Raw genomic sequence first — 22,185 nt, 5'->3', positions numbered from 1 at the left:
CTTATCACGAATACGCTGACCAAACGCGGGCGGCCAAGAGGAGTAGGAAACCACACAGAGCAAGAGCGTTTCTAGCTCTGTAGTACTGCCAAGCGGCTGTCTTCGCCTTCTCCAAGGGTGGCTGGACAGCTTTCACTATATGAGTAAGCTCTTCGAAGCGCCGTATTGCCTGCTCAGGAGTAAAGAACTGCCCAGTAGCCTCATTGACTAGAGTGCTGCCGTTTTGCATATTTTTTGCCATGCCACCTCTAGCCTCGAGTGCATGAAGTTCTCGGCTGTTGAGAGCTGTAATGATCAGCGTCTGTTCAATGCGCCGAAAGCCGGCAACAACAGAGAACACAAGAACTAGAAGAGCTATAAGCTCGAGCGCCGCTGGATTAAACCCAAGCCTGCCGGGCTTATAGCTTTGCCCAACGAATGCACAGAGTGCCCCAACCACCCCAAGGACAAAGTAGTCGAACTTCTCTGTGGAAGCACGCCAATCAGAATGAAGCTTGTCGCTACGCTCGGTCGCCATTGAAATCTCTGCACATAACAGTGGATACAACCCCACGAAAACACGCGCGGCTCTGCGCGGAATCGGCCAACCCCTATCTCTTTCCTTCAACATCTTCGGCGAGCCACTTGTCAAAGCTTGATCTTTGAACATCGTAAAGCACAAGTTTGAAGTCGTCTCTATTGTGCAGATAGAGGGCATGTCGCAGCTTAGTGAATGGGTTCAATTCATTGCCATGCGAAGACTTCTGATACTTTGCATACTCGTCCACTTTGGCCATATGTGTCTCCAGAACGGTTTTGAACGTAGCCACATCCAGCTTAGAGCTCCACCGATTAATCTCCTGCACAAAGCCATCTGCCTTAAACCCTTGAAACTGGTAGTCGGGAAAGCGAGGCTGAGTCAATGCCAAGAATTCGAAGACGTCAAGCGGTTTTGATGCCGACTGACTTGCAACTCCGATGTCGGCCTGAACGCCTTTCTTGAACCGCTCCGTGACCTCCTTGATATCTGTAAACTCACGATCAGCAATCTCAAATAGCGCCGCAAGCGCATTTATCTTCCGCTTCAACTCATGCGGAATTGACTTCTTGTACTTGATCTTGTGGTCCAGAACGCTCCACGCATCCTGAATAGTCGACCTAACCTGCACCTCAAAACGCAGTCCAAGATACTCCCCGTACTCGGGGAGATTTGCTCTATCTCCATTTACACGCAAATCAAGGTGGTGTCCCTTGTAGCCAAAGACATTATCTTGAGCTTCCAACTCGGCACTCTTATTTGTCTCGCAGACCACTTCAAAGTTCTCACGCAGGACTTTTACAACCCTTGCGATATCGGTTTCGTAGTAGCACACAACCCGAAGCCCCACCAAGTCCGTAATATGATCTCTTATTTCATACTCGGTACTTGTCGATTCCAGACCGGTCTGATACTTGAGCGCGAATTTCTTGATGCACTCCTCTCGATCCTTAATGCGATGAGACACAATCGGCTCTTCAATATCGTCAGAACTCGAAGTCAGAGTTGCGATTAGATTCTCAAGCTGGCTGGCAACACGAGCGAGCACCGTGCGCTTTGAGTCATACCATTCACGAAATGAACTCTTTTCTTTGTCAAAATCTAGAGACGCCACGTCCTCTCCTTGAATAACGAAACTTCCTGCCGACAAGTCGCCGGAACTCGAAGCGCAGAGGATGCCTGCGAACGCAATCGACAAGCGGTCCGGTTGATCCAGTAACTAAAACCCGAAATAGCTCCTTCGCACGACAGCCAGAAGACTGCCGAAGAGAACGAACCCCGCAAGTCCGTAGACAAACCAATCTGCCAGCTTGGAATTTCTATCCGTCGTTGGGCTATCGAAGGCCGTATATGGCCGCAAGCGTTTGCCTGCGATCAAATAGATGAACGTGAGAGCGATGACGAAAGCGCCAACAGCGAAAACGGTCGGCATCACCTTTGCGACTATCGAACTCAAAAGCAACGAGAGTGAACACCCCCCCCACAACGCCCCCTCTAGAAACGGCGACGGATTAAAAAAAACATTTCCATTCTTTGCAGAAAGGATCAGTCGCATAATTCCATCATGCAATCCAGCCACAACCGCCCTAGCGTCGTCGCCGGTGTAGGACACTGTGAGCCGGGAGAACGTGCGGTCTTTGTCGAATCTAACCTCCACCTGCAAAGGGAATGCCAGCTTCCCGTATCTCAGGTCGAGATCTAGAGTCACTTGATTGGTGCTATCCAAGAACTGGCGCCCCGGGACACTCTCCACATTTGAGACTGCCTCAACGCCGAGATCGTCGTGAATGCAGACTCGAAAGTGTCGATCCTCAAGATCTTCGCCACCAGAGAGGGTTTTCGCCTTGGCGAGCAAGTACGTTTCCAGCTCCTTTAGAAGGTCTTTGCTGACGGTGCACGACGGGAGTCGCTTTTCAAGTTTGAACTGAGACATGGTGCGCAGTAGATTTCATCGCTTCAATTGCTCGGCGCCGTCACTAGCTCGCCAGAATGAAGGTAGCCGACGCAGGCCGTTCCCTCTCTATGGAAGGGAACGGCGTCATATTGACGAGGACGTCGCCCGAATGGCCGAAAAGAGGAAAACTTGAGGATCATCCGCCTCATAGCTCTGCCCGGCGACGTTTCTTTCAAAATAGGTTGTTATTTGCTCCTTCTGGCGACGGCAGAAGGTGTCATAAAGCGCGGGAGCCAAAACGATGTTCTCGCACTTCTTCAGGACTAGCTTGGATAGTTCATGGAGCTGGCACTCCTCCCTCGAAGAGAATATTCGATCAAATGCCATCTCGACTTGCTCGGAATGCTCCGGCAGCGAGGAGAACACAGCCAAGGTCTGCCCACGATAAGGAAGAATGTTCAGGCTCACCATTGCAGGAGTATCAGTCTCTTCAGACCAGATGTCAGTGCTGAAGAACGAATTAACTGCCACACCAGGTGGGACATTTAGGTAGAGAGTCGCATGTCGGGTGCGGCTCCACTCGCGCGCCACGAAGGCTTGGTCGTACCTCTCCTTTATTTGGTGCACAAGGTAGCCAGCCACCATTTGCTCGACTGCAGCAACTCCCGGAGCGGATGGTTCATCACGGGGGAACAGACCCGCTTCTACAGCTCTTAGATAGTTTGCCTGCGAGTCGATGCCCGCCTTCAGGGAGGCATGCGCCTCTTTAAGGACGGCTCGATATGCAATCAGGAACAGATGCTGGGCGTTCGATGCATCGAACGCCCTGGATTCGATCGGAGAGAACATCTGATGATCATGCGAACTACACAGCCCCGTAAACGTAGTCGCTTTGTTTCGACCGACCTGTTCGAACTGCACCTTCGGCCCACCGGAAAAACTCCCGCGAAGCCTCGGCATCACAACGTGACCATGCCTATGGAGACGATCAAGCACGTGCGAGTTCTGTACAGAGTGAGCACGAATGGCCCGTTGGGTACATTTGCCGGCCGGCCACATGCAGATATCGAACGGCCTTGCGAGTTGCGTTAGCCCCCCCGCAAACAGTCTCTGTCTGAGCAATCGGCTTTCTTCGGTCATGACGCGCGACGTTGGTGGTAACAAACGCCGGAGCGCATCGGATGAAACCAAATTCCGCAGGAGCTTGGCGCTCCGCTGACTGGCTCGCTAGACCCTGACGCCACAGGCCCCCTCCAGAAGCAGATCATCGAGCTGCCGCCATAGTCTGTTGCACTGCCCTGGCCGGTAAGCCGCAGCTCGAAATGTCGGATGTTCATCACGGTAGACGGCCCACAGCGCGACTCTCCCGTCATTGATGCACGCCCTTACGTTGGCCAGCCGATCGGCCACCTTGACGATCAGGGCAAGCTCTGCAACACCTCTTACCGTCGCCAGTTTCTTGTAGGTCTTGGCCTTGCGCTCCTTGCGATTTGACCCGGGTTCATCCGTCAGCAAGGCGACACATTCGGCCACCAATGGACCAAACTTCTCCGCGATTTCGGCGACCGTAACTGCCGTGTCTTCAACTACGTCGTGCAGATAGCCTACCGTTTCGGCAAGCGGTCCAAACTCCGATAGATTCTCAACAACCCGATCTAGGTGAAACACGTATGGGCGTTCGCCGTACCTTTGATCACCGTGGGCAGCAATTGCGAACTCGCGAGCGGAGATGGTCATTTTGGTAAGCGTTAGGGATTCATTAAGCTGCCAGCGTGTCCATCATGGCACAGCGTTCCTTACCACTGGACTCCAATGGAAACACAGAGGCTCAAGCAAATCGCGGCGCCTGCCCATTATGAACGGCGCGGACGTGTCGTCGGCGACCAGAGCGCTGCCCGCACGTGGAATTCTCCACGCCAGACGACATGACAGCTCCCGCGCTGGCCGTTGCGAGGAGACGGACAGTCATCACTGCCAAGCAGTGCGCTGACACCCTGCCATTGGGTCACTGCTGGACACGATTCGCAATCAGACCGCGCCCAAAATTAGGCACGGCTCCGAGCAACGCCCCTATAGCACCGCGGTGAGCGCCCGAGGGGGATCGCATAGAGAACCTCCCTGTGCGTTCGACGCTCTGCAACTTTGCTTACTCGACGAACGCCTCGGATCTCTTTGCTGCACAGCAGCAATTACTTGGGCTGCAAGCACGAGCGCAATGACGATGGCCACGAAAGTATCCGCGCCGGGGTACAGGCAGATTGGAAAACCCCGTGGAAAATGGGGGCTTGACAGCTGGCCGATCGCCTGAACCCACGTATCTGCGCCCTGAGCGCGATTTACCACTTCCACGGTTTGGTTCCGTTTCTCCACGGAATTGCTCCGTTCTTCCACGGTTTGCCCGTTTTCTTCCACGGCACCGCCTTGGTGCATTTCCGCCCTTTCTTTCTTATTTCTTTTAAAAATCAGAGAGAAAGAGAAGAAGAAGGCCGGAAATCGAGAAAACGTCGATCCACGGGTTCTCCACGCTGCCTCATTTTTAATCCACGGAATTGCGAGGGAAAAACGGGCGAAAGCGTGGAAAAGACCGTTGGCATACCGTTGATTCAATTGGGTTTTTCTCGAACCCGTGGAGCATCCACGGCCAATCCACGACTTCAAAACACCTCAACCTATTGATTTTTCTACGCTTTTCAGCCAATCCACGGTTTCGGGGTGTTTTTTGCCTGTGTGGCCCCTGGCAACAGCTGTGAAGTGCGTGTCGAACTGGTGGCATCGGTACTCGACGTGGGCCAACGCCTCTGCTGCGTCGCAGCATTTTTTATCCGCCTGGCGCGAGCAGAGGGGCGTTATCGCCCCCGTCCCCCGGTTCCTTCCGCGGCACCCCGCCCCCAACGGGCGACCGAGCCCTACGTCCGCCGGCGAACGCAGAGCGTCAATTGGGAATTCGCTGGACACCGGAAAAAGCTGGGGGTACTTTTGGGGGTATCTCGTGCGGAGATTTCTATATTTCTTGTTTTACATCCGACACTTGCAGCGCTTTTCTTCAAGCCGCAAATGCGGCCGGAGTAATCAGCCGGTCTGCTCCGCTCGCCGGATGCACCCGAAACCCGCAGGGCGAGAGCCTTGCGGGTTTTTCATTTGTTCCCGCCTCACCGCTGCGGCGTGAGCCTTCGCGTGGCCGCCGCAAGTATCGCTGTGTCAGCGCCGCCCAGCACCGCAGCGGCGCGCTGCGCGCCAAAGGCGTTCACTCCGCTCACTCGATCGGGATGTACAGATCGGTGATGAGCTGCTCCGGCGCCACTTCGCGCGGATCATTGACGTAGTGCTCGCAGGGCATCGCGTCGCGCAGCGTGCAACCGGAATGCGGTATCCAGTCGCGATACACGCTGGTCCAGGCCTGCCACAAGGTGGTGTAAGGCCCGACATGGCGGAACACGGCCCAGCGCCCTGCGGGCAGCGTTTCGCAATGCAGCCCGTCGGCCAGCGCCGGCATCTCGCCCTCGATCACGTAACCAGCAATGAAGCGCTGATCCGGGTCGTCAGGGCCGCGTGGGCAGTCCGGTGCCATCGCGATTGCGCGCTGGACCCGTGGCATCACTTCCATCGCCTGCGCACCGGCCATCAGCCGGGCAAACGCGCGCCGCGCAGCGACACCCATATCGTTGTTCACGCGTCCGCGTTCAGTCGCGCAAAGCACCTGTTGTTCCGGCAGGGTCGTGATCTCAGGCGTCAGCATGGGCAGTTCCTTTCTTCGTCGTGGATAGGTACGTTCGCCGACCAGGCCAAGTCGCGGATCAACCGCGCTACCGCGGATTTCGCTTGCAGTCATGCCGAAATGACGGCGCAACGCCTTCGCAAGTGCGGGCCCACCCTCAAAGCCGACCTCAAGGGCGATCCGGGTGATCGGGTCGCGGCCCTTGCGCAAGCGCTCCACGGCACGCGACATGCGCGCGAGAAACACATATTCGGCCGGCGTAAGCCCCGTCATCGCAGCAAAGACGCGATGGAAATGAAAGCGCGACATCGACGCAACACTCGCGAGCTCGCCACCATCCAGAGGGTTATCGAGATGCTGGCCAACATGGGCAATGACAAGGTTGATGCGGCGACGATAGGAGAGTTCAACGGGTTTGCGCATGGTGACTTGGTCTGATCGAGGCGCCAGTCTAGGTTCCTTTGCGCAGACGCACGTCTCCGCGATTGCTCACTTTCGGCACACGATGCGCTTCAGGGCGCTCCGCGATGGATTCCGCGGCGCGGCTAACGCGGCTCAGTTGTGCTGGCAACACTGCACAGCGATTTGACATCACTTCACAGTCAGAACGAGGCATCCGTAAGCTTCGCGCGCTAGATTTCGCCCCCTCGATTCGCCTGATGGAGCGCGCCCATGAACCAGCTCAGACCGGACCGGAACTTCGCGGCCCTGCCGCGGCCCGTCATCGAAGCAGCACTCGCTGCGCCGACCGGCGACAACCCGATCGCTTGGGAAGTCGCGCGGCTTATCGAAGCGTATTCCTCACTGGCACTGAAGCTGATCGACAGCGGCAAAACGGCATGGGTGCTGCAACACACCTCGCCCGAGACCGCTGTTGAGCAAATCGCCCGCGAAATCAGCGCAGAGCAGGTACGCGGGATCATCGCGGCGCGTCGCCGCGGCGTTTGCGTGTGAGCAGGCCATTCGCTTGAACCGCCGTTCATAGCGCCAACCGCCATCAATGCAGGGTGGGCCGTCCGTCTGGCAGGGGCGGCGCAACGGCCGCAAACGGCTCGAAGGCGGATAGAATTGCCCCGACGGTGCAATTCGTTGGGGCAAGCTCTGGGGTCTTCGTCAGCCTGGGGCACGCCTCGGCAGCTTCATCGCTTTGCAGACAATGCTTCCGGGCCGCAGACACGCCCGGAGCAATCTGACTCCAATCCCCTCCAAGACAGAGCCAGCACGCGTGAGTACCGATTACCGCCCCCTCGAAACCGCCAGTCTTCAGTTCGGCGAAGACGGCACGCCGTACTCGATCAAGTACGACGACGTCTATCACCCGCACGCAGGGGCGATGGGCCAGGCACGGCATGTGTTCCTCGGTGGCTGCGGGCTGCCGTCCGGCTGGCAAGGGCAGGAAGACTACGTCATTCTTGAAACCGGTTTCGGTTTGGGCCACAACTTCCTCGCGACCTGGGAAGCCTGGCGGGCGGACCCGAAACGCTGCAAGCGGCTGCATTTCATCTCGGTCGAGAAACACCCGTTCCCGGTCAGCGATCTGGCCGAAGCCCACGCCGCGTCGGGCGCGCCGCCGGACCTTGCCGCGAAGCTTCGGGCTCAATGGCCATTGGCGATGCCCGGCTTCCACCGCATGCATTTCGACGAGGATCGCGTCACGCTGACACTGCTGTTCGGCGAAGCACACATGATGCTGCCCGAACTGCACGCGCAGGCCGATGCGATCTACCTGGACGGCTTCGCCCCCGGCAAGAACCCGGACATGTGGTCGCCGGCTGTCTTCGAGGCACTCGCGGAACGCTCGCACTCGGACACCCGCATCGCCACGTGGTCGGTCTCAGCCTGGGTGCGCACGGCACTGGCCGAGGCTGGCTTCCTGACGGACAAGCAGGCCGGCTTTGCCGGCAAGCGCGAGATGCTATGCGGACGCGCAACGACCATCTCGGAGCGCCGCCTGAATCCGACCGATCGTCGCGCCATCGTCATCGGGGCGGGCCTCGCCGGCACATCGATGGCGGAGCGGCTCGCCTCACGCGGCTGGGATGTCCAGTTGCTGGAATCCGCTTCGCAGCCGGCCCAAGGGGCTTCCGGCAACCTCGCAGGCGCCTTCCGGCCCCTGCCGTCGGCCGATGATGGGCGCCTGTTCCAGATGACGCGTGCCGGCTTCCTCTACGGCCTGCGCCACCTCAAGGGCCTGCAGGCGGAAGAGCTCAAGGTCCGCTGGGCGCCGTGCGGCGTGCTACACCTTGCGCGCGATGCCGAGCAGGAAGAAAAGCAGCGCGCCATCGTCGACGCGATCCAGGCACCGCAGGATTTCGTGCGTTTCGTCGACCGACGTCACGCCGAGCGCATCGCAGGCGCGCCGGTCGCATACGGTGGCTGGTTCTTCCAGCTTGGCGGCTGGATCAACCCACCCAGCCTGTGCGTGGCCAACCTGGCGCGCTTTCCGGGGCGCATTACCGGCCGCTACAGCTCACCGGTCGCACGTCTACAACGGGTCGGCAAGATGTGGCGCGCAGTGGCCGCTGACGGCCAGCTGCTCGCCGAGGCACCGGTCGTGGTGCTGGCGAACGCCGCCGACGCCAAACGCCTTGCGCTGGCCGACTGGATGCCGCTGCGCGTCGCGCGCGGGCAGGTTTCGCATCTGCCAGAAGATGCGATTCCCGCACTCAAGACGGTCGTTTGTGGCCAGGGCTATGCAACCCCGGCCATCGATGGCGTGACCTGCGCCGGTGCGACCTTTTTCGCCGACGACGAGTCGACCCATGTGCGGCTTGGCGACCATCTGGAAAACCTCGACAAGCTGCAGAAGATGCTGCCCGGTTTCGCCAAGAACGTGCCGATGGATCGCCTCAGCGGCCGCGTCGGGCAGCGCCCGGTCTCGCTCGACCGGATGCCGATCGCGGGCGAGATGCCTTCAGTGATGAGTGGCCGCGGTTTCGACATGGCCACCGTACCGCGCCACGCCGGGCTGTACATGCTGTCGGGTTTCGGCGCTCGAGGGTTGGTGTGGTGCTCACTGTTGGCGGAATACGTTGCGAGCCAGATCACCAACGAGCCCTCGCCGCTGCCTGACTCGCTGGCCGATCGCGTGGATCCGGCGCGCTTCCTGTTCCGCAAGATCCGCAGCGCTCCGGTCGCCGAAATCTGAACCGTTCCGGCGGCGCGCGCCCTGCCGTGCCGCCCGGATACAGATGTAAGCGCAGGTAAGACCGGTCCTCCAAACGCGAGGCCCAGCGTTATCTTGACTGTACCCCCAACTCAGGAGGCCAGTCATGTCAGCAGTCAGCCCGCAAACGCCCCGCATGCACCCAATGATGTGGATTGCCGCGGGGTCCGTCACCTTATTCAGTTTGGCCGGCATCGGCGCAATGCTTGGCGTGCTGCCGGTGCAGCACAGCACCGCACCGGCCAGTGAAACGATCAAGGCAGAGCAGCCTGCCCCCGTCGTGGCACCTCCGGCCGCGCCGGTCGCCAGCGCATCGGCCCCGGTTGTCGCGAGCGCGGAAGCTGCCGCGGAGAAGCCCGCCCCTGACGCCAAACCTGCAGTAAAACCGGCCCACAAGCCGGCTGCAAGCAAACCACAGGCGCACCACACCACGGCCGCCGCCCCGCAGAACAATGAACACGCGGAAGCTCCGCAAGCGGCGGCTGGTGGTATTCCGACGCATACGCCGGATGCCGCGCCGCGTACCACCCGCGTTGCGCGCTGCGACGATTGCGGTGTGGTCGAGAGCGTCCGGGCCGTCGAGCAAGCCGGCGAAGGCACCGGCCTCGGTGCGATCGGCGGCGCGGTGCTTGGCGGTGTGCTGGGCCATCAGGTCGGCGAAGGCACCGGCAAGCAGATCGCGCGGATCGGCGGCGCCATTCTCGGTGGCTTTGCAGGCAACGAGGCTGAGAAGCGGATGCGCAGCAACAGCCACTACGAAATCACCGTGCGCATGGATGACGGCACCCGTCGCACGATCAAGCAAAGCAGCGCACCCGCATGGCATAGCGGCGACAAGGTTCGTGTCGAAAACGGCGTACTCGTGAGCCGCGACGAATCGTCGTCGTCCCCGACCATGCTCTGATCGATTGGTGCGACTGACGCACTAGCGGGACCACATGCTTTGAGGCGCGCCCTTGCAAACACAATGACGGGTTGCTCAAACTTTGAGCAACCCGTCATTTTTCTTTCATATCAAGGCGCTAGCCCTTGAATACAGCAGCAATCCACAGCTTCGCCCCCAGTCTGTGGGGACATCTTCACCAGTTTGGCGCGCGCCGTGCCCAATAATTAGGCACGACAACATTCTCCTTTCGCACCAGTCACTTGTGGCACCTGCCCTGACGATATCCACAGGCTGATCCCCAGAAGCTGGGGATTCAACCCTTCAGCAAAACGTCCTCCGAATCGCGCACCGCGACGTTGACTTCAAAACCATCTCGAACGCTCTGCGTAACAACGCAGAAGTCCTCAAACTGTGCCAGCACACGATCAAGGTGCTCGAATGCGGCGCCGGGTTTGCCAAGCTTGATGGCGACATCGACGGCGCCGACGCGCAGGCGCTTGGCCTCGTTACGAGTCATCTGGACGTCGACTTCAACGGTCACCGGGTCGGGCTCGTTCTTGAACTTCTTCAGCGCGAACATCAGGCTCGCCGCAAGGCAGTTCGCCACCGCCGCGGCCAGCATGCGTGAAGGATTGGGGCCGGCGTTTTCACCCAGCGGCGGCGGCTCGTCGGTCGTGATCGGCGGAATCTCGGTGTCGAGGAATTCCACCAAAAACTGAAAGTTGGCTTGCTGCGTAAGGCGTAGCTTGAAGCCGGTATCACTCATGGTTGACTCCGTTTAAGCACATTCAAGCCGCGGCGGCGGCGGCGCGGGCCCAGCGCACGATCTCTGCAGCCGGGCGTGCGCCGGCCTCGCGTGCGATCTCCTGCCCGCCCTTCACCAAAGACAGCGTTGGAATGCTGCGCACATTGAACATGCCGGCAATGCGCTGCTGGGCTTCGGTGTCGAGCTTGGCGAGAACCACCTCGCCGGCAAGCTCCTTTGCCGCCAGTGCGAACTGCGGCGCCATCATCCGGCACGGCCCACACCAAGCCGCCCAGAAGTCGATCAGCACCGGCAAGTCGCTCTTGGTCGCAAAGGCTTCGAAGTTGGATTCGGTCAGTTCGACCGGCTCGCCAGTCAGCAGGGCCGCTTTGCATTGACCGCACACCGGCCCGTCCTTGAGCCGTTCTTCCGGCACACGGTTCAAGGTGGTGCAGTGGGGGCAAACGAGTTGCATGGGTTTCTCCGTAGGGTAGCGACGGGCTACGGCTTCAGATATGGGGACGCTCCGGGCGAACGAAAGTTCAGCCGTGAATGCCGCCGCGTTTTACGCCGAGCTTGCTGAGAATGTCTTCCATCAGGCACCAGCGCGTGATGCCACTTTGGAACAGGTTCAGGCCGACAAACGCGGTGAATGCCAGGAACCACTGGCTGACGAAGATCGGGCTGCCGGGAATGCCCAGCGCGAGCGAGAGCATCACAAAGGCGCCAGCGATGATGCGGATGAGGCGTTCGGTGGTCATGGTTGTATCTCCTTCAAATCAGGCAAAGCGGCGCTGGTTGAGCGCGTAGTACAGGATGGGGATCACCACCAGGGTGAGCAGGGTGGACACCGCGATGCCAAACAGCAGCGACACCGCGAGCCCGTTGAAGATCGGGTCGTCGAGGATGAACAGCGCGCCGAGCATCGCCGCCACGGCGGTCAGCACGATCGGTTGCGCACGCACACCGGCCGAGCGGATCACCGCCTCGCGGAAAGGCAGACCTTGCTCGACCTGAAGGTTGATGAAGTCGACCAGCAAGATCGAGTTGCGCACGATGATGCCGGCCAGCGCGATCATCCCGATCATCGAGGTGGCGGTGTATTGCGCGCCAAGCAGTGCATGACCGGGCATTACGCCGACAATGGTCAGCGGAATCGGCGCCATGATCACCAGCGGTGTCATGTAGCTCTTGAACTGCGCCACCACCAGCAGGTAGATCAGGATCAGGCCGACCGCGTAGGCCGCACCCATGTCGCGGAAGGTCTCGTAGGTGACTTGCCACTCGCCGTCCCACTTCAGCGCATAGCCCTGCCAGGCGTCGTCCGGCTGGCGGATGAAGGTCTGCCCGAGCGTGCCGCCTTGCTCCAACTTCAGGCCGTTGAGCTTGGCGCGAATGCCGAACATGCCGTAAAGCGGGCTGTCCAGTTTGCCGGCCATGTCGCCCACCACATAGGTCACCGGCATCAGGTCCTTGTGGTAGATCACGCGGTCGCGCTCGCCCTGGACAACGTCCACGAGATCGGCGAGCGGCACGGTGCGGCCGTCCGCAGTGTTGAGCGGCAGCTTCAGCAGCGCGTCAAGGTTAGACAGCTTCTCCGGCGGCAACTCCAGCCGCACCGGCACCGCGTACTTGCTCTGCCCATCGTGCAGGTAGGTGGCGTCCGCGCCCTGCCCTGCGGCATATAGTGCTTGCGCGATCTGCGCTTGGTTAACGCCCAATTGCGCGGCCTTGCCCTGCTTCACGCGCAATGTGAGCTGCGGCGATGCGGCCGTGTCGGTGGAATCCGTGTCCACGATGTCGGCGGTGCCATCGAACGCTGCGAGCACTTGCTTGGTCACCGCGCGGCGACCCGCGTCGTCCGGGCCATACACTTCGGCAACGATCGGGCTCAGCACCGGCGGCCCCGGCGGCACTTCCACTACTTTCACCCGCGCACCGTGGCGCTTCGCGATCGCCTGCAGCTCAGGCCGCACGGCAAGCGCAATCTCATGGCTCTTGCGGCTGCGATGGTGCTTGTCGACCAGGTTCACCTGGATGTCGCCCAACTCGGTCGAGGCGCGCAGGTAGTACTGGCGCACCAGGCCGTTGAAGTTGATCGGGCTCGCGGTGCCAGCGTAGGCCTGGTAGTCAGTTACCTCCGGCACCTTGGCGATCGCTGCGCCCATTTCGCGCAGCACGGCCGCGGTGTCTTCGACCGGCGTGCCGGGCGGCATGTCGACCACCACCTGGAATTCGCTCTTGTTGTCGAAGGGCAGCATCTTCAAGACCACCCACTCCATCACCGGCAGCGCGAGCGAGATCACGATCGCGCCGCCAACGCCCGCCCACAGCTTGCGCCGTGCCGACTTGCCCGACTGCGGGTCGAGGAAGGGCCCGAGCACCTTGCGGGCAAGCGCCATCACCTTGCCCTCGCGCGCTTCCTCGCTATGCGCCTCGCCCGCGCCGCCGTGGTGGGCGCCTAACCATTTGTTTGCGAGCCAGGGCGTAACGATGAAGGCGATCGCGAGCGAGAGCAGCATGCCCATGCTGGAGTTGATCGGAATCGGGCTCATGTACGGCCCCATCAGACCGCTGACGAAGGCCATCGGCAACAGTGCGGCGATCACGGTGAGCGTCGCGAGAATGGTCGGGCCGCCTACTTCATCGACGGCACCAGGAATCACCTCCCACAACGGTTTGTCAGGTTCCAATGCGCGGTGACGGTGGATGTTTTCGACCACCACAATCGCGTCATCGACCAGGATGCCAATCGAGAAGATCAGTGCGAACAGCGACACGCGGTTGAGCGTAAAACCCCAGGCCCAGCTCGCGAACAGCGTCGCGGCGAGCGTCAGGATCACCGCTGCGCCGACGATTGCCGCCTCGCGCCGCCCCAGCGCGAACCAGACCAAAGCGATGACCGAGGCGGTTGCGAAAGCCAGTTTCTGGATCAGCTTGGTCGCTTTGTCGTTGGCTGTCTGGCCGTAGTTGCGGGTGACGCTCAGCTCAACGTTCGCAGGTACAAGTTGGTTTTGCAGCGCGCCCACACGCTCGATCACCGCTGCCGCCACATCGACCGCGTTTTCACCCGCCTTCTTCGTAACCTGCAGCGTCACCGCCGGATATTCGGCCTTCACGCTGCCCGCCACGCCATGCCATACATAGCGGCCGGGCATCGGCGCACCGGCTTCGACACGCGCTACATCCGAGAGGTACACCGGCCGGCCATTCCGGCTGCCGATCACGACGTCAGCGACCTCGCGTGCATCCGCCAGGTACGTGCCCACCTCGACGCGCACCAAGCGATTGTCAGAGGCCAGCTCACCGCCAGGCAGCACCAGGTTGCGCGCTTGCAGTGCCTGCGTCACCTGGCCGACAGACATCCCCACGGCAGCGAGCCGATCGGCATCCAGCCACACGTTCACCGCGTTGCCGGGGCCACCGATCGTGCTGACCTCGCGCGTGCCTTTCACGCGCTTGATCTCCGCCTCCAGCGCGTGCGCCACGCGCTCGAGTTCGAACGCGCTCGCATCCGGATCCTTTGTCCACAGCGTCAGCGCGACGATTGGCACGTCGTCGATGCCCTTCGGTTTGACGATGGGCTCGAGCACACCCAATCCGGCTGGCAGCCAGTCGCGATTGCTGTGCAACGTGTCGTACAGACGCACCAGTGCTTCGGTGCGCGGCACACCCACCTTGAACTGCACGGTCAGGATCGCCAGCCCGGGGCGCGATACCGAGAAGGTGTGCTCCACGCCTGCAATCTGATCGAGCACCTGTTCGGCCGGGCCGGCGACAAGGCGTTCGACATCGGTGCTCGATGCCCCCGGGAAGGGAATCAGCACGTTGGCCATCGTCACGTTGATCTGCGGCTCTTCTTCGCGCGGCGTGATACCGGCAGCAAAGACGCCGAGCAGGAACAGCACCAGCGCCAGCAGCGGCGTGATCGCGTTGCGCTGGAACAGCGCAGCGATGCGCCCCGAAACACCCAATCGATTATCGCTGTGAGCCATTGATCGACCTCACTTGGACGCGGCAGCGATCGCCGCCTTGATGGGGTCGAGCGCAACCGACTCACCCGCCTTAAGGCCTGCCAGCACCTCGACGCGGCCATCGCTCAAACGCTCGCCAACACGGATCTGGCGCTGCTGAAAGCGGCCATCGGCGGTTTTCACATAGGCTGCAGTCAGCTCGCCGCGCTTGAGTACGGTAGCCTGCGGGATCGCCAGGCGCTGTGCTTCGCCCACCGCAAAGCGCGCTCGCGCGAACTGGCCGGGCGCCGCTACCGCTGATGCAGGCAGGTCGATGCGGACTTCCGTGGTGCGTGTAGTCGGGTCGGCCGCCGGTAGCACCGTGGTGCGTACGCCTGCCACCACCTTCCCGCCGATTTCCACTTCCGGCATGGTGTTTCTGGCCAGCGCCACCTGCACGGCAGCCAGCTGCGCCTCGGGCAAGTAGGCCACCGCTCGCAGCGCGCCCGGCTGAAAAACGGTCACGATCGGCTTGCCCGGCATCGCCATGTCGCCCGCCTCCAGGTGCGTGGCCGCAACAAGGCCGTCGTACGGTGCAGTCACCACCGTGTGACTGCGGCTCGCGCTGGCCGCGCCAGCGCCTGCACGCAGCGCCTCGACCCGCGCGCGCAGCGCCTTCACCTGGGCATCGTTTTGCTCCACCGCAGATGAGCTGACGAAGTTCTGTTTCGCCAAGGCCTGGCTGCGCTTCAGATCAAACTCAGCCTTGACGAGATTGGCCTGCGCCTCCGCGATTGCGGCTTGGCTGGACGCCTCTGCAGCCCCGAGTTCGCGGTCGTCGATGCGGGCAATCAGCTGCCCGGCTTTGACGCGATCACCAGCTCGCACCGCAAGGTGAAGCACACGGCCCTGAACTTGAGCCGAGAGCACGCTCTGGGTCACCGCCTGGATGGACGCGTCCGCCTGATATGTGCCGGCCGCCGGCGAACGGGTCACGCTGGCCACCGGCAGCACGTCAGCCGCGACACCTGCGAAGCTCACGCCCCACAGCAGCCAAAGCATATTTCGGGTCTTCATTGCAGCTTGTCCTCGTCGAATGCGTTCAAGTCTGCTATCAATATATAACCACATAGCGATTTATTCAAGGCTTGTTCGCTTGATAACCACTGGGATATATTGGAGGCAACAACTAGACAATGGACGCAACCCCAATGGCCCTACCGGAACAAGCTATCGACCGCGTCGCCTTGTACTTCAAGGCGCTGTCCGATCCGACCCGCCTGCGTATCCTGAACGCACTGCGAGAGAACGAGCGCTCGGTCGGCGAGCTGACCGACATCGCGCAATGCAGCCAGGCGAATGTCTCCAAACATCTGCGCGTGCTCTCCGACGCGGGCATCGTCGCACGCACGCCACGCGGCACAACCACGGTGATCAGCGTCGCAGACCCGGCGATCTACGACCTGTGCTCGCTGGTGTGCGACTCGGTAGCGCGGGAGTTGGAGAAGGACCTGGCCTTGCACCAGGCTTTGACGGCAAGTCGCAAGCCGGTGCAATAGCAGCCGCGTCGGCGCAATCCACCAAAGAAAAACGGGCACCCCAGGGTGCCCGTTTTCGTGTTCTGAACCGCTGTCAGACTGCGTAGCGACGCAGACGCTCAGAGAACTCTTCGAGCTGGCGGATACCGCTGGCCTCCGCGCGCGCGCACCAGTCCTGCAGCTGTTTCACGAGTTGTTCGCGCGAAGCGCTGGAGCGTGCCCAGATCGCGACCAGCTCCTGCTTCATCGTCACCAGCTGCTGCAGGCGCGGGCTTTCAGCCACCGCCTTCTCGAACTGCTGCTGCAACTTGGCCGGGAAACCTTCGGTCCGCTCGGCGTTCAGCCAGCGGCGCAGTTGCTTGAGATCGACCTTGCTCTCGCTCTGCGACAGCTTGGCCATTTCCTCGCGGTACACATCCTTGAGACTGTTGGCGTAGCGGCGCATCACGTCGTAGCGATGCGTCACGATGGCCTGCAGCATCTCGAGGTCGACCATCTTCTTTGCCTCGGCAAACTTCGGCTGCGGAATCGTCTTCTTGACCTTCGCGAGGCCCAGCATTTCCATGATGCGGATGTACATCCAGCCGATGTCGAATTCGTACCACTTCGACGAGAGCTTGGCCGAGGTCGCAAAACTGTGATGGTTGTTGTGCAGCTCTTCACCACCAATCAGGATGCCCCAAGGCACGAGGTTCGTCGAAGCATCCACGCAGTCGTAATTGCGGTAGCCCCAGAAGTGCCCCAGACCGTTGATGACGCCGGCCGCCCAGAACGGGATCCAGATCATCTGCACGCCCCAGATCAACGCGCCCGGCACTACGCCGAACAGCGCCATGTCGATCGCCAGCATCAGCACGATGCCAACCTTCTGGCCCGGCGTGTAGATGTTGCGCTCCATCCAGTCATCGGGCGTGCCATGGCCGTAGCGCTCCATGGTGTCCTTGTTGCGCGATTCCTTCACGTAGAGGAACACGCCGCCCCACAACACGCGGTTGATGCCCAGAATCTGCGGGCTGTGCGGGTCTTCCGCGGTTTCGCACTTGGCGTGGTGCTTGCGGTGAATCGCCGCCCACTCCTTGGTGACCATGCCCGTCGTCATCCACAGCCAGAACCGGAAGAAGTGGCTCGGAATGGCGTGCAGATCAAGCGCGCGGTGCGCTTGGTGGCGGTGCAGGAAGATCGTGACCGACGCGATCGTGATATGCGTCAGGCCCAGCACCACCAGCACATAGCCCCACCAGGGCAGGTCGAGAATTCCAGCAAACATCAAACGTTTCCCCTCAGGGTTATGGTTATAACTTATTGATTTTATGCGACCAGCGGGCGCCGCGCCACGCGTGAACGACGCGCCGCCAACATTTCAGAAACCGGTTTAGGCAGCACCCGCCTGCGCGATTGCCGCAGGTGGCACGTCCGCCGGTACCGGCCCAACGACACGCACCTCGCGCTGCGGGAACGGGATCTCGATCCCCTCTTCGCGGAAGCGGCGCCAAATCTCGCGGTTGATGTTCGACTTGATGCCCAGATTGCCCTGCAAGGGGTCGTAGATCCAGACACCCAGCTGCAGATTGATGCCGCTATCGGCAAATGCCACCAGATGCGCGACCGGAGGTGGATCTTTCAGCACCCGTTCTCCGCCCGCCGATGCACATTCGACCAGCAACGCGAGCGCTCGTTCAACATCGCAGCTGTAACTGACCTGCACCGGGATGCCGATCCATACGTTCTTGTCGGCAAAGGTCTCGTTCTGCACCACGGCGCCGATCAAGGTCTCGTTCGGAACGATCACGTTGATCCCCGTCGGTGCCCGCAGCACCGTGTAGCGCGTGGTGATCTGTTGCACCTCGCCACGGTCGGCGCCAACCGAGATCATGTTGCCGATGCGGATCGAGCGATCCAGCAGGATGATGAAGCCCGAAATGTAGTTGGCGGCGATCTTCTGCATGCCGAGGCCGATACCGACGCCCAGTGCGCCAGAAAAGACCGAAAGCGCCGTGAAGTCGAGGCCGACCAGCGACATGGCGGCCATCACGCCGATGAACAGCAGCAACGCACGCGACAGCCGAGCCAGCACCGCCTGGACACTGCTATCCATGCGGCGCGATGCCATCAGGCGATCCTCGATGATGCCTGCCACCCACATCGCGACCACGATGGTTGCAGCGGACGACAATGCACCGTTGATCAGCGTCCACAGCGAGACCTGCTGCTTGCCCATGTGCAGGCGCATGCTGTCGAGCCAGTCGATGAGCTCTGGCAACAGCCCTAGCAGATCCAGCGCCACTACGGCCCAGACGCCGACTGCGATGTAGCGCTCAACGCCCTTGAGCCAGGACGATTTGAAGAACACCTGGCGAAGCGCGACTTCGATCAGCCGCAGCACGCAGAGTGCGAACGCCAACTGCATCGCAATTGCGATTTCCGTACCGCGATACCCCGCCATGCGGAATCCGGCGCGCGCGACCAACAACAACAAAACGGCCGCCAAGGGCCACGCCACGGCGCGAACCAGTCGCGCCATCGTCGTCGGCGCCGAGAAGTGCGCAACGACACGCCGCGAGACAAAACCGGAGGCCACAAGAATCACGGCCACGGTGAGCAACTGCATCTGCGACGCCGTCGTCGACAGCTCCGCAACAACCGCCTGGAAGGCCGCAATCAGGGCGTTCCCGGCCTGTTGTGACGTTTCCTGCGTGCTCATTCGCCGCGCTCCATCGCAACCGCGAAGAATCCGTCCGTGCCATGCTCCAGCGGATCGAGACGCAGCCGCTCGCCGCAGGCCAGGTTGATTCCCTGCGTCGTCAGCACATCCTGCGCGGACACGATGCGGAAGCCCGGATTCGCTGCCAGGAAGGCATCGACGATGGCATCGTTCTCTTCCGGCAACACGCTGCACGTCGCATAGACGAGGCGCCCGCCCTTCTTCAGCAACCGGGCTGCGCCCGACAGAATCGACAGCTGCTTCGCGGTGAGCTCCTGCACCGCCTCAGGCGACTGGCGCCACTTCAGGTCCGGGTTGCGGCGCAGCGTGCCAAGCCCGCTGCACGGCGCATCGACCAGCACGCGATCGATCTTGCCCGCCAGCCGCTTGAGGCGCGCGTCGTTCTCGTGCGCAATGGCCGAGGTATGCACGTTCGAGAGCCCAGACCGCGCTACCCGCGGCTTCAGGCGCGCGAGGCGCCGCTCTGCGGTATCAAACGCATAGAGCCGGCCGGTCGAGCGCATCAGCCCGCCCAGCAACAAGGTCTTGCCGCCGGCGCCGGCGCAGAAATCGGCCACCATCTCGCCACGCTTCGGGGCGACCAGGAAACCGAGTAGCTGGCTGCCTTCGTCCTGCACCTCGATCGACCCATCCAGGAAGAGCGGATGCTTCGCGAGCGAGGGTTTTTCGGCCAGGCGGATGGCGAGCGGCGAATAGACGCCCGCTTCGCAAGCGATGCCATCGGCACGCAACTGCGCGATCACCTCATCACGCTTGGCTTTCAGCGGATTGACTCGCAAGTCGAGCGGCGCCGGGCGGTTGAGCGCTTGCGCCAAGCGCAAGGCACGCTCTTCGCCATGCACCTCGGCCAGACGGCCGGCAAGCCAGTCCGGCAGGTCAGCCTGCTCGGCATAGCTCAGTTGGGGGGCCGCGGCAGCTTGGCGCTCGGCCAGCCAGCGCTGCTCGGTGGCCGACACGACCTCTTCAAGCTGGCGAGACGAGATCCCCTGAACACGAATCAGGGCTGCCAACAGCAAACGGCGGCCGGTCGCGCGATCACCGCACCACGCCTCAAGCCGGCGACGGTTGCGCAGTACCGCATAAACAGTCTCGGCAATCACGCCGCGGTCGCGATGACCGAGCGACTTGTGCTCGCGGAAGAAGCTCGACAGCACGGCGTCCGCCGGGTGCTCGAAGCGCAGCACCTCGGACAGGACTTCGGTTGCCTCGTCGAGGCGGTTCTTGGTGATATGCATCATCAACCCTTGTAGGAATCGTCCACGTCGCGCGAAGGCAGGATATCCGCCTTCACGCCATCCAGTTCAATCTCGCGTGCAATCTCGTCGACCACGTGGCCCTGTTTGCGGTCATCCACCCGGATACGCACCGGCGCATTACGGTGCTGGCGCGAGAGCCACAAGTCCACAACGAATTCGCCGTTGCGTGCCTCGCAGTGGAAGTGGCGCGTTTCAATGCTGCCCCACGGCAAGCGCAACAACTCGTTGGCCACCTGGCTTAGCGTTGCTTCCGCCCCCCAGCGCCCGCCGACAACATAGAGCGACATGCTGGTTACGCCATCCGGCTGAAACGCCAGATGATGCGCGAGGCTCAGAATGTCCTCGGCCATGCCGTCAAACGCCACCTCGCGAACACGGTCCGGGCGCGACAGAAACACCTTGCGCTGCGCCCAGTCGAACACCGCATGCGACTGCTTGCCGTTCAAATCCTCCTGAAACCCCGTCGGCGCCAGCCCTTCCGGCCCGACCCGCCCCTGGCTCTGCTGCACGCCGTTGAAACGTTTGATGAGTCGCGCAAGCCCCACGGTCGCGGCTTCGCTTCGCATCGTGTAGCGCTCCCCATCGTGCGACCAGGTATGGATCATTTCGCCAACCTCGATCGTCTCGCCGTAGCGCACCTGAAAGCGAATCCGCCCTTCGCGCGGCCAGGCTTGCGTGGCAGCCGGGTCCACCGACACCGGAATCGGGTCTTTCGGGGCCGCAGCCACCTCAGACGCTGCAGGCACTTCCGTTGCCGAACTGGCACCCGGGGAGGGCTCCGGCGATTCGACTGGCGCCTGCGTGACTGGCACCGTAGCCTCAACCCCCTGCTCGCGCGGCACGGCCAACGTGCGTTGCGGCCGCCCGCCGCCTTTGGGCGTCGCGCTCGGACGAGGCGTCAGATCAGGCGGCTTCGGCGCTTCGGTACGCGTGACCGAGGTCTGCTGCACCGGCGGCAGTTGCAGGGTCGCCTCGATGCGCACCGGCTCGGCGACCACCGACAGATCCCACCCCGGCGCGGACAGCATCAGCAAGTGAAACAGCAGCGATAAGGCGATCGCCACCGGTAGCGGTCGCAACCAGCGCTGTCGCCACCTCTGGAATCGGTTTGGGCCGTCAGGCATCCGGCAGCGGCACCATCCACCCGTCCGAGGGCAGATCGGCATCGATCACGGTGACGCGGTTTCCCTCCACACGCAGCCGCCCTTCCACAAACCAGCGCACTGCCTGCGGGTAGATGACATGCTCCTGCACCAGCACCTTCGCAGCCAGCGACGCCTCGGTGTCATCCGCGCCGACTGGAACCGCCGCCTGCGCAATGATCGGACCGCAGTCGAGCGTCGGCGTGACGAAATGCACCGTGGCACCATGCAAGCGCACACCGGATTCGATTGCTTTGCGGTGCGTATGCAGGCCGGGAAAGCTCGGCAACAGCGACGGATGAATGTTGATCATCCGGCCTTCGTAGCGCCGCACGAAGGCGTCACCCAGGACACGCATGAAACCCGCCAATACGACAAGATCGGGTTCGTGGCGGTCGATAGCGATCGCCAACGCGTTGTCGAAGGCGTCGCGGTCAGCGTAGGCCGTGTGGTCGACCACCTCGGCCTCAATGCCGTGCGCACGAGCGAAAGCCAGCCCGGCTGCCGTCGGCTTGTTGGCGATCACCGCCGCGATCTTTGCCCCCGGAATCGCGGCACGGACAATGGCCTCCATATTGGAGCCGCGTCCAGAAATTAGGATGACGAGTTTCTTCATGTCAGAAATGAAAAGGCCGGCCGGGTTTGCCGGTC

At 61.6% G+C, this 22,185-nt stretch carries 20 protein-coding genes; 4 read left to right on the top strand and 16 right to left on the bottom strand.

The window, feature by feature from the left end; translation table 11 throughout:
* Positions 1–4 precede the first annotated feature (4 nt).
* From JY500_RS08765 to JY500_RS08740, 6 genes are all read right to left on the bottom strand, one after another.
* Positions 5–517, bottom strand: coding sequence for a hypothetical protein (locus tag JY500_RS08765; protein ID WP_206256080.1), 513 nt, complete (start codon positions 515–517; stop codon positions 5–7).
* 73 nt (positions 518–590) lie between these two features.
* Positions 591–1,715 (bottom strand): GTP pyrophosphokinase, encoded by a 1,125-nt coding sequence (locus JY500_RS08760; RefSeq protein ID WP_206256079.1) that lies wholly within the window; start codon positions 1,713–1,715, stop codon positions 591–593.
* A gap of 21 nt (positions 1,716–1,736) precedes the next feature.
* On the bottom strand, positions 1,737–2,450 hold the full coding sequence (locus JY500_RS08755; RefSeq protein WP_206256078.1) for a hypothetical protein: 714 nt from the start codon (positions 2,448–2,450) through the stop codon (positions 1,737–1,739).
* A 105-nt stretch (positions 2,451–2,555) separates the two neighbouring features.
* Positions 2,556–3,260 carry a hypothetical protein gene (locus JY500_RS08750; RefSeq protein WP_206256077.1) on the bottom strand — a complete coding sequence of 235 codons (705 nt, stop codon included), beginning with the start codon at positions 3,258–3,260 and terminating at the stop codon, positions 2,556–2,558.
* A 378-nt stretch (positions 3,261–3,638) separates the two neighbouring features.
* Positions 3,639–4,148: an HD domain-containing protein gene (locus JY500_RS08745; RefSeq protein ID WP_206256076.1), complete on the bottom strand. Its 510-nt coding sequence runs from the start codon at positions 4,146–4,148 to the stop codon at positions 3,639–3,641.
* 1,516 nt (positions 4,149–5,664) lie between these two features.
* Entirely contained in the window at positions 5,665–6,549 is an 885-nt protein-coding gene (locus tag JY500_RS08740; RefSeq protein ID WP_206256075.1) for an AraC family transcriptional regulator, read from the bottom strand.
* A gap of 249 nt (positions 6,550–6,798) precedes the next feature.
* Between JY500_RS08740 and JY500_RS08735 the strand changes: the two genes are divergently transcribed.
* The 3 genes from JY500_RS08735 to JY500_RS08725 all read left to right on the top strand — a co-directional run bounded on the left by JY500_RS08735 (position 6,799) and on the right by JY500_RS08725 (position 10,196).
* Positions 6,799–7,080: a hypothetical protein gene (locus JY500_RS08735; RefSeq protein WP_206256074.1), complete on the top strand. Its 282-nt coding sequence runs from the start codon at positions 6,799–6,801 to the stop codon at positions 7,078–7,080.
* A gap of 271 nt (positions 7,081–7,351) precedes the next feature.
* Positions 7,352–9,274 carry a bifunctional tRNA (5-methylaminomethyl-2-thiouridine)(34)-methyltransferase MnmC2/FAD-dependent 5-carboxymethylaminomethyl-2-thiouridine(34) oxidoreductase MnmC1 gene (gene mnmC / locus JY500_RS08730; protein WP_246479845.1) on the top strand — a complete coding sequence of 641 codons (1,923 nt, stop codon included), beginning with the start codon at positions 7,352–7,354 and terminating at the stop codon, positions 9,272–9,274.
* Between the two features lie 124 nt (positions 9,275–9,398).
* Positions 9,399–10,196, top strand: a complete 798-nt coding sequence (locus JY500_RS08725; protein WP_206256072.1) for an outer membrane lipoprotein — start codon at positions 9,399–9,401, stop codon at positions 10,194–10,196.
* Positions 10,197–10,491: 295 nt separating this feature from the next.
* Here the strand turns inward: JY500_RS08725 and JY500_RS08720 are convergent, their stop codons facing one another.
* From JY500_RS08720 to JY500_RS08700, 5 genes are all read right to left on the bottom strand, one after another.
* Positions 10,492–10,944, bottom strand: coding sequence for an OsmC family protein (locus JY500_RS08720; protein ID WP_172203065.1), 453 nt, complete (start codon positions 10,942–10,944; stop codon positions 10,492–10,494).
* A 22-nt stretch (positions 10,945–10,966) separates the two neighbouring features.
* Entirely contained in the window at positions 10,967–11,398 is a 432-nt protein-coding gene (gene trxC, locus JY500_RS08715; RefSeq protein ID WP_206256071.1) for a thioredoxin TrxC, read from the bottom strand.
* A gap of 67 nt (positions 11,399–11,465) precedes the next feature.
* The gene (locus tag JY500_RS08710) at positions 11,466–11,684 is read right to left on the bottom strand and encodes a YgaP family membrane protein (RefSeq protein WP_172203067.1); all 219 of its coding nucleotides are present in this window, start codon (positions 11,682–11,684) and stop codon (positions 11,466–11,468) included.
* An 18-nt stretch (positions 11,685–11,702) separates the two neighbouring features.
* A complete protein-coding gene (locus JY500_RS08705; RefSeq protein ID WP_206256070.1) occupies positions 11,703–14,918 on the bottom strand; it encodes an efflux RND transporter permease subunit in 3,216 nt (1,071 codons plus the stop codon).
* 9 nt (positions 14,919–14,927) lie between these two features.
* Positions 14,928–15,953, bottom strand: a complete 1,026-nt coding sequence (locus JY500_RS08700; protein ID WP_206256069.1) for an efflux RND transporter periplasmic adaptor subunit — start codon at positions 15,951–15,953, stop codon at positions 14,928–14,930.
* Between the two features lie 119 nt (positions 15,954–16,072).
* On the opposite strand from JY500_RS08700, the gene JY500_RS08695 reads away from it, so the two are divergent.
* The gene (locus JY500_RS08695) at positions 16,073–16,435 is read left to right on the top strand and encodes an ArsR/SmtB family transcription factor (RefSeq protein ID WP_246479844.1); all 363 of its coding nucleotides are present in this window, start codon (positions 16,073–16,075) and stop codon (positions 16,433–16,435) included.
* Between the two features lie 73 nt (positions 16,436–16,508).
* On the opposite strand, the gene JY500_RS08690 is transcribed toward JY500_RS08695, so the two are convergent.
* From JY500_RS08690 to purN, 5 genes are all read right to left on the bottom strand, one after another.
* Positions 16,509–17,681, bottom strand: a complete 1,173-nt coding sequence (locus JY500_RS08690; RefSeq protein ID WP_206256068.1) for a DesA family fatty acid desaturase — start codon at positions 17,679–17,681, stop codon at positions 16,509–16,511.
* A gap of 105 nt (positions 17,682–17,786) precedes the next feature.
* The gene (locus tag JY500_RS08685) at positions 17,787–19,115 is read right to left on the bottom strand and encodes a mechanosensitive ion channel family protein (protein WP_172203072.1); all 1,329 of its coding nucleotides are present in this window, start codon (positions 19,113–19,115) and stop codon (positions 17,787–17,789) included.
* The gene (locus JY500_RS08680; RefSeq protein WP_172203073.1) at positions 19,112–20,374 is read right to left on the bottom strand and encodes an RsmB/NOP family class I SAM-dependent RNA methyltransferase; all 1,263 of its coding nucleotides are present in this window, start codon (positions 20,372–20,374) and stop codon (positions 19,112–19,114) included. Before JY500_RS08680 ends, JY500_RS08685 begins: the two co-directional genes overlap by 4 nt.
* Entirely contained in the window at positions 20,374–21,456 is a 1,083-nt protein-coding gene (locus JY500_RS08675; protein WP_206256067.1) for a DUF3108 domain-containing protein, read from the bottom strand. The genes JY500_RS08680 and JY500_RS08675 overlap by 1 nt, the downstream gene beginning before the upstream one ends.
* 52 nt (positions 21,457–21,508) lie before the next feature.
* Positions 21,509–22,150, bottom strand: coding sequence for a phosphoribosylglycinamide formyltransferase (purN, locus tag JY500_RS08670; RefSeq protein WP_206256066.1), 642 nt, complete (start codon positions 22,148–22,150; stop codon positions 21,509–21,511).
* Between the last annotated feature and the right edge of the window lie 35 nt (positions 22,151–22,185).

The sequence above is a fragment of the Niveibacterium microcysteis genome (assembly GCF_017161445.1).
In the GTDB taxonomy this organism is placed as follows: domain Bacteria; phylum Pseudomonadota; class Gammaproteobacteria; order Burkholderiales; family Rhodocyclaceae; genus Niveibacterium; species Niveibacterium microcysteis.
Note: the sequence above shows the minus strand (reverse complement) of the source record. Positions and strands in the feature narration are given on the sequence as shown.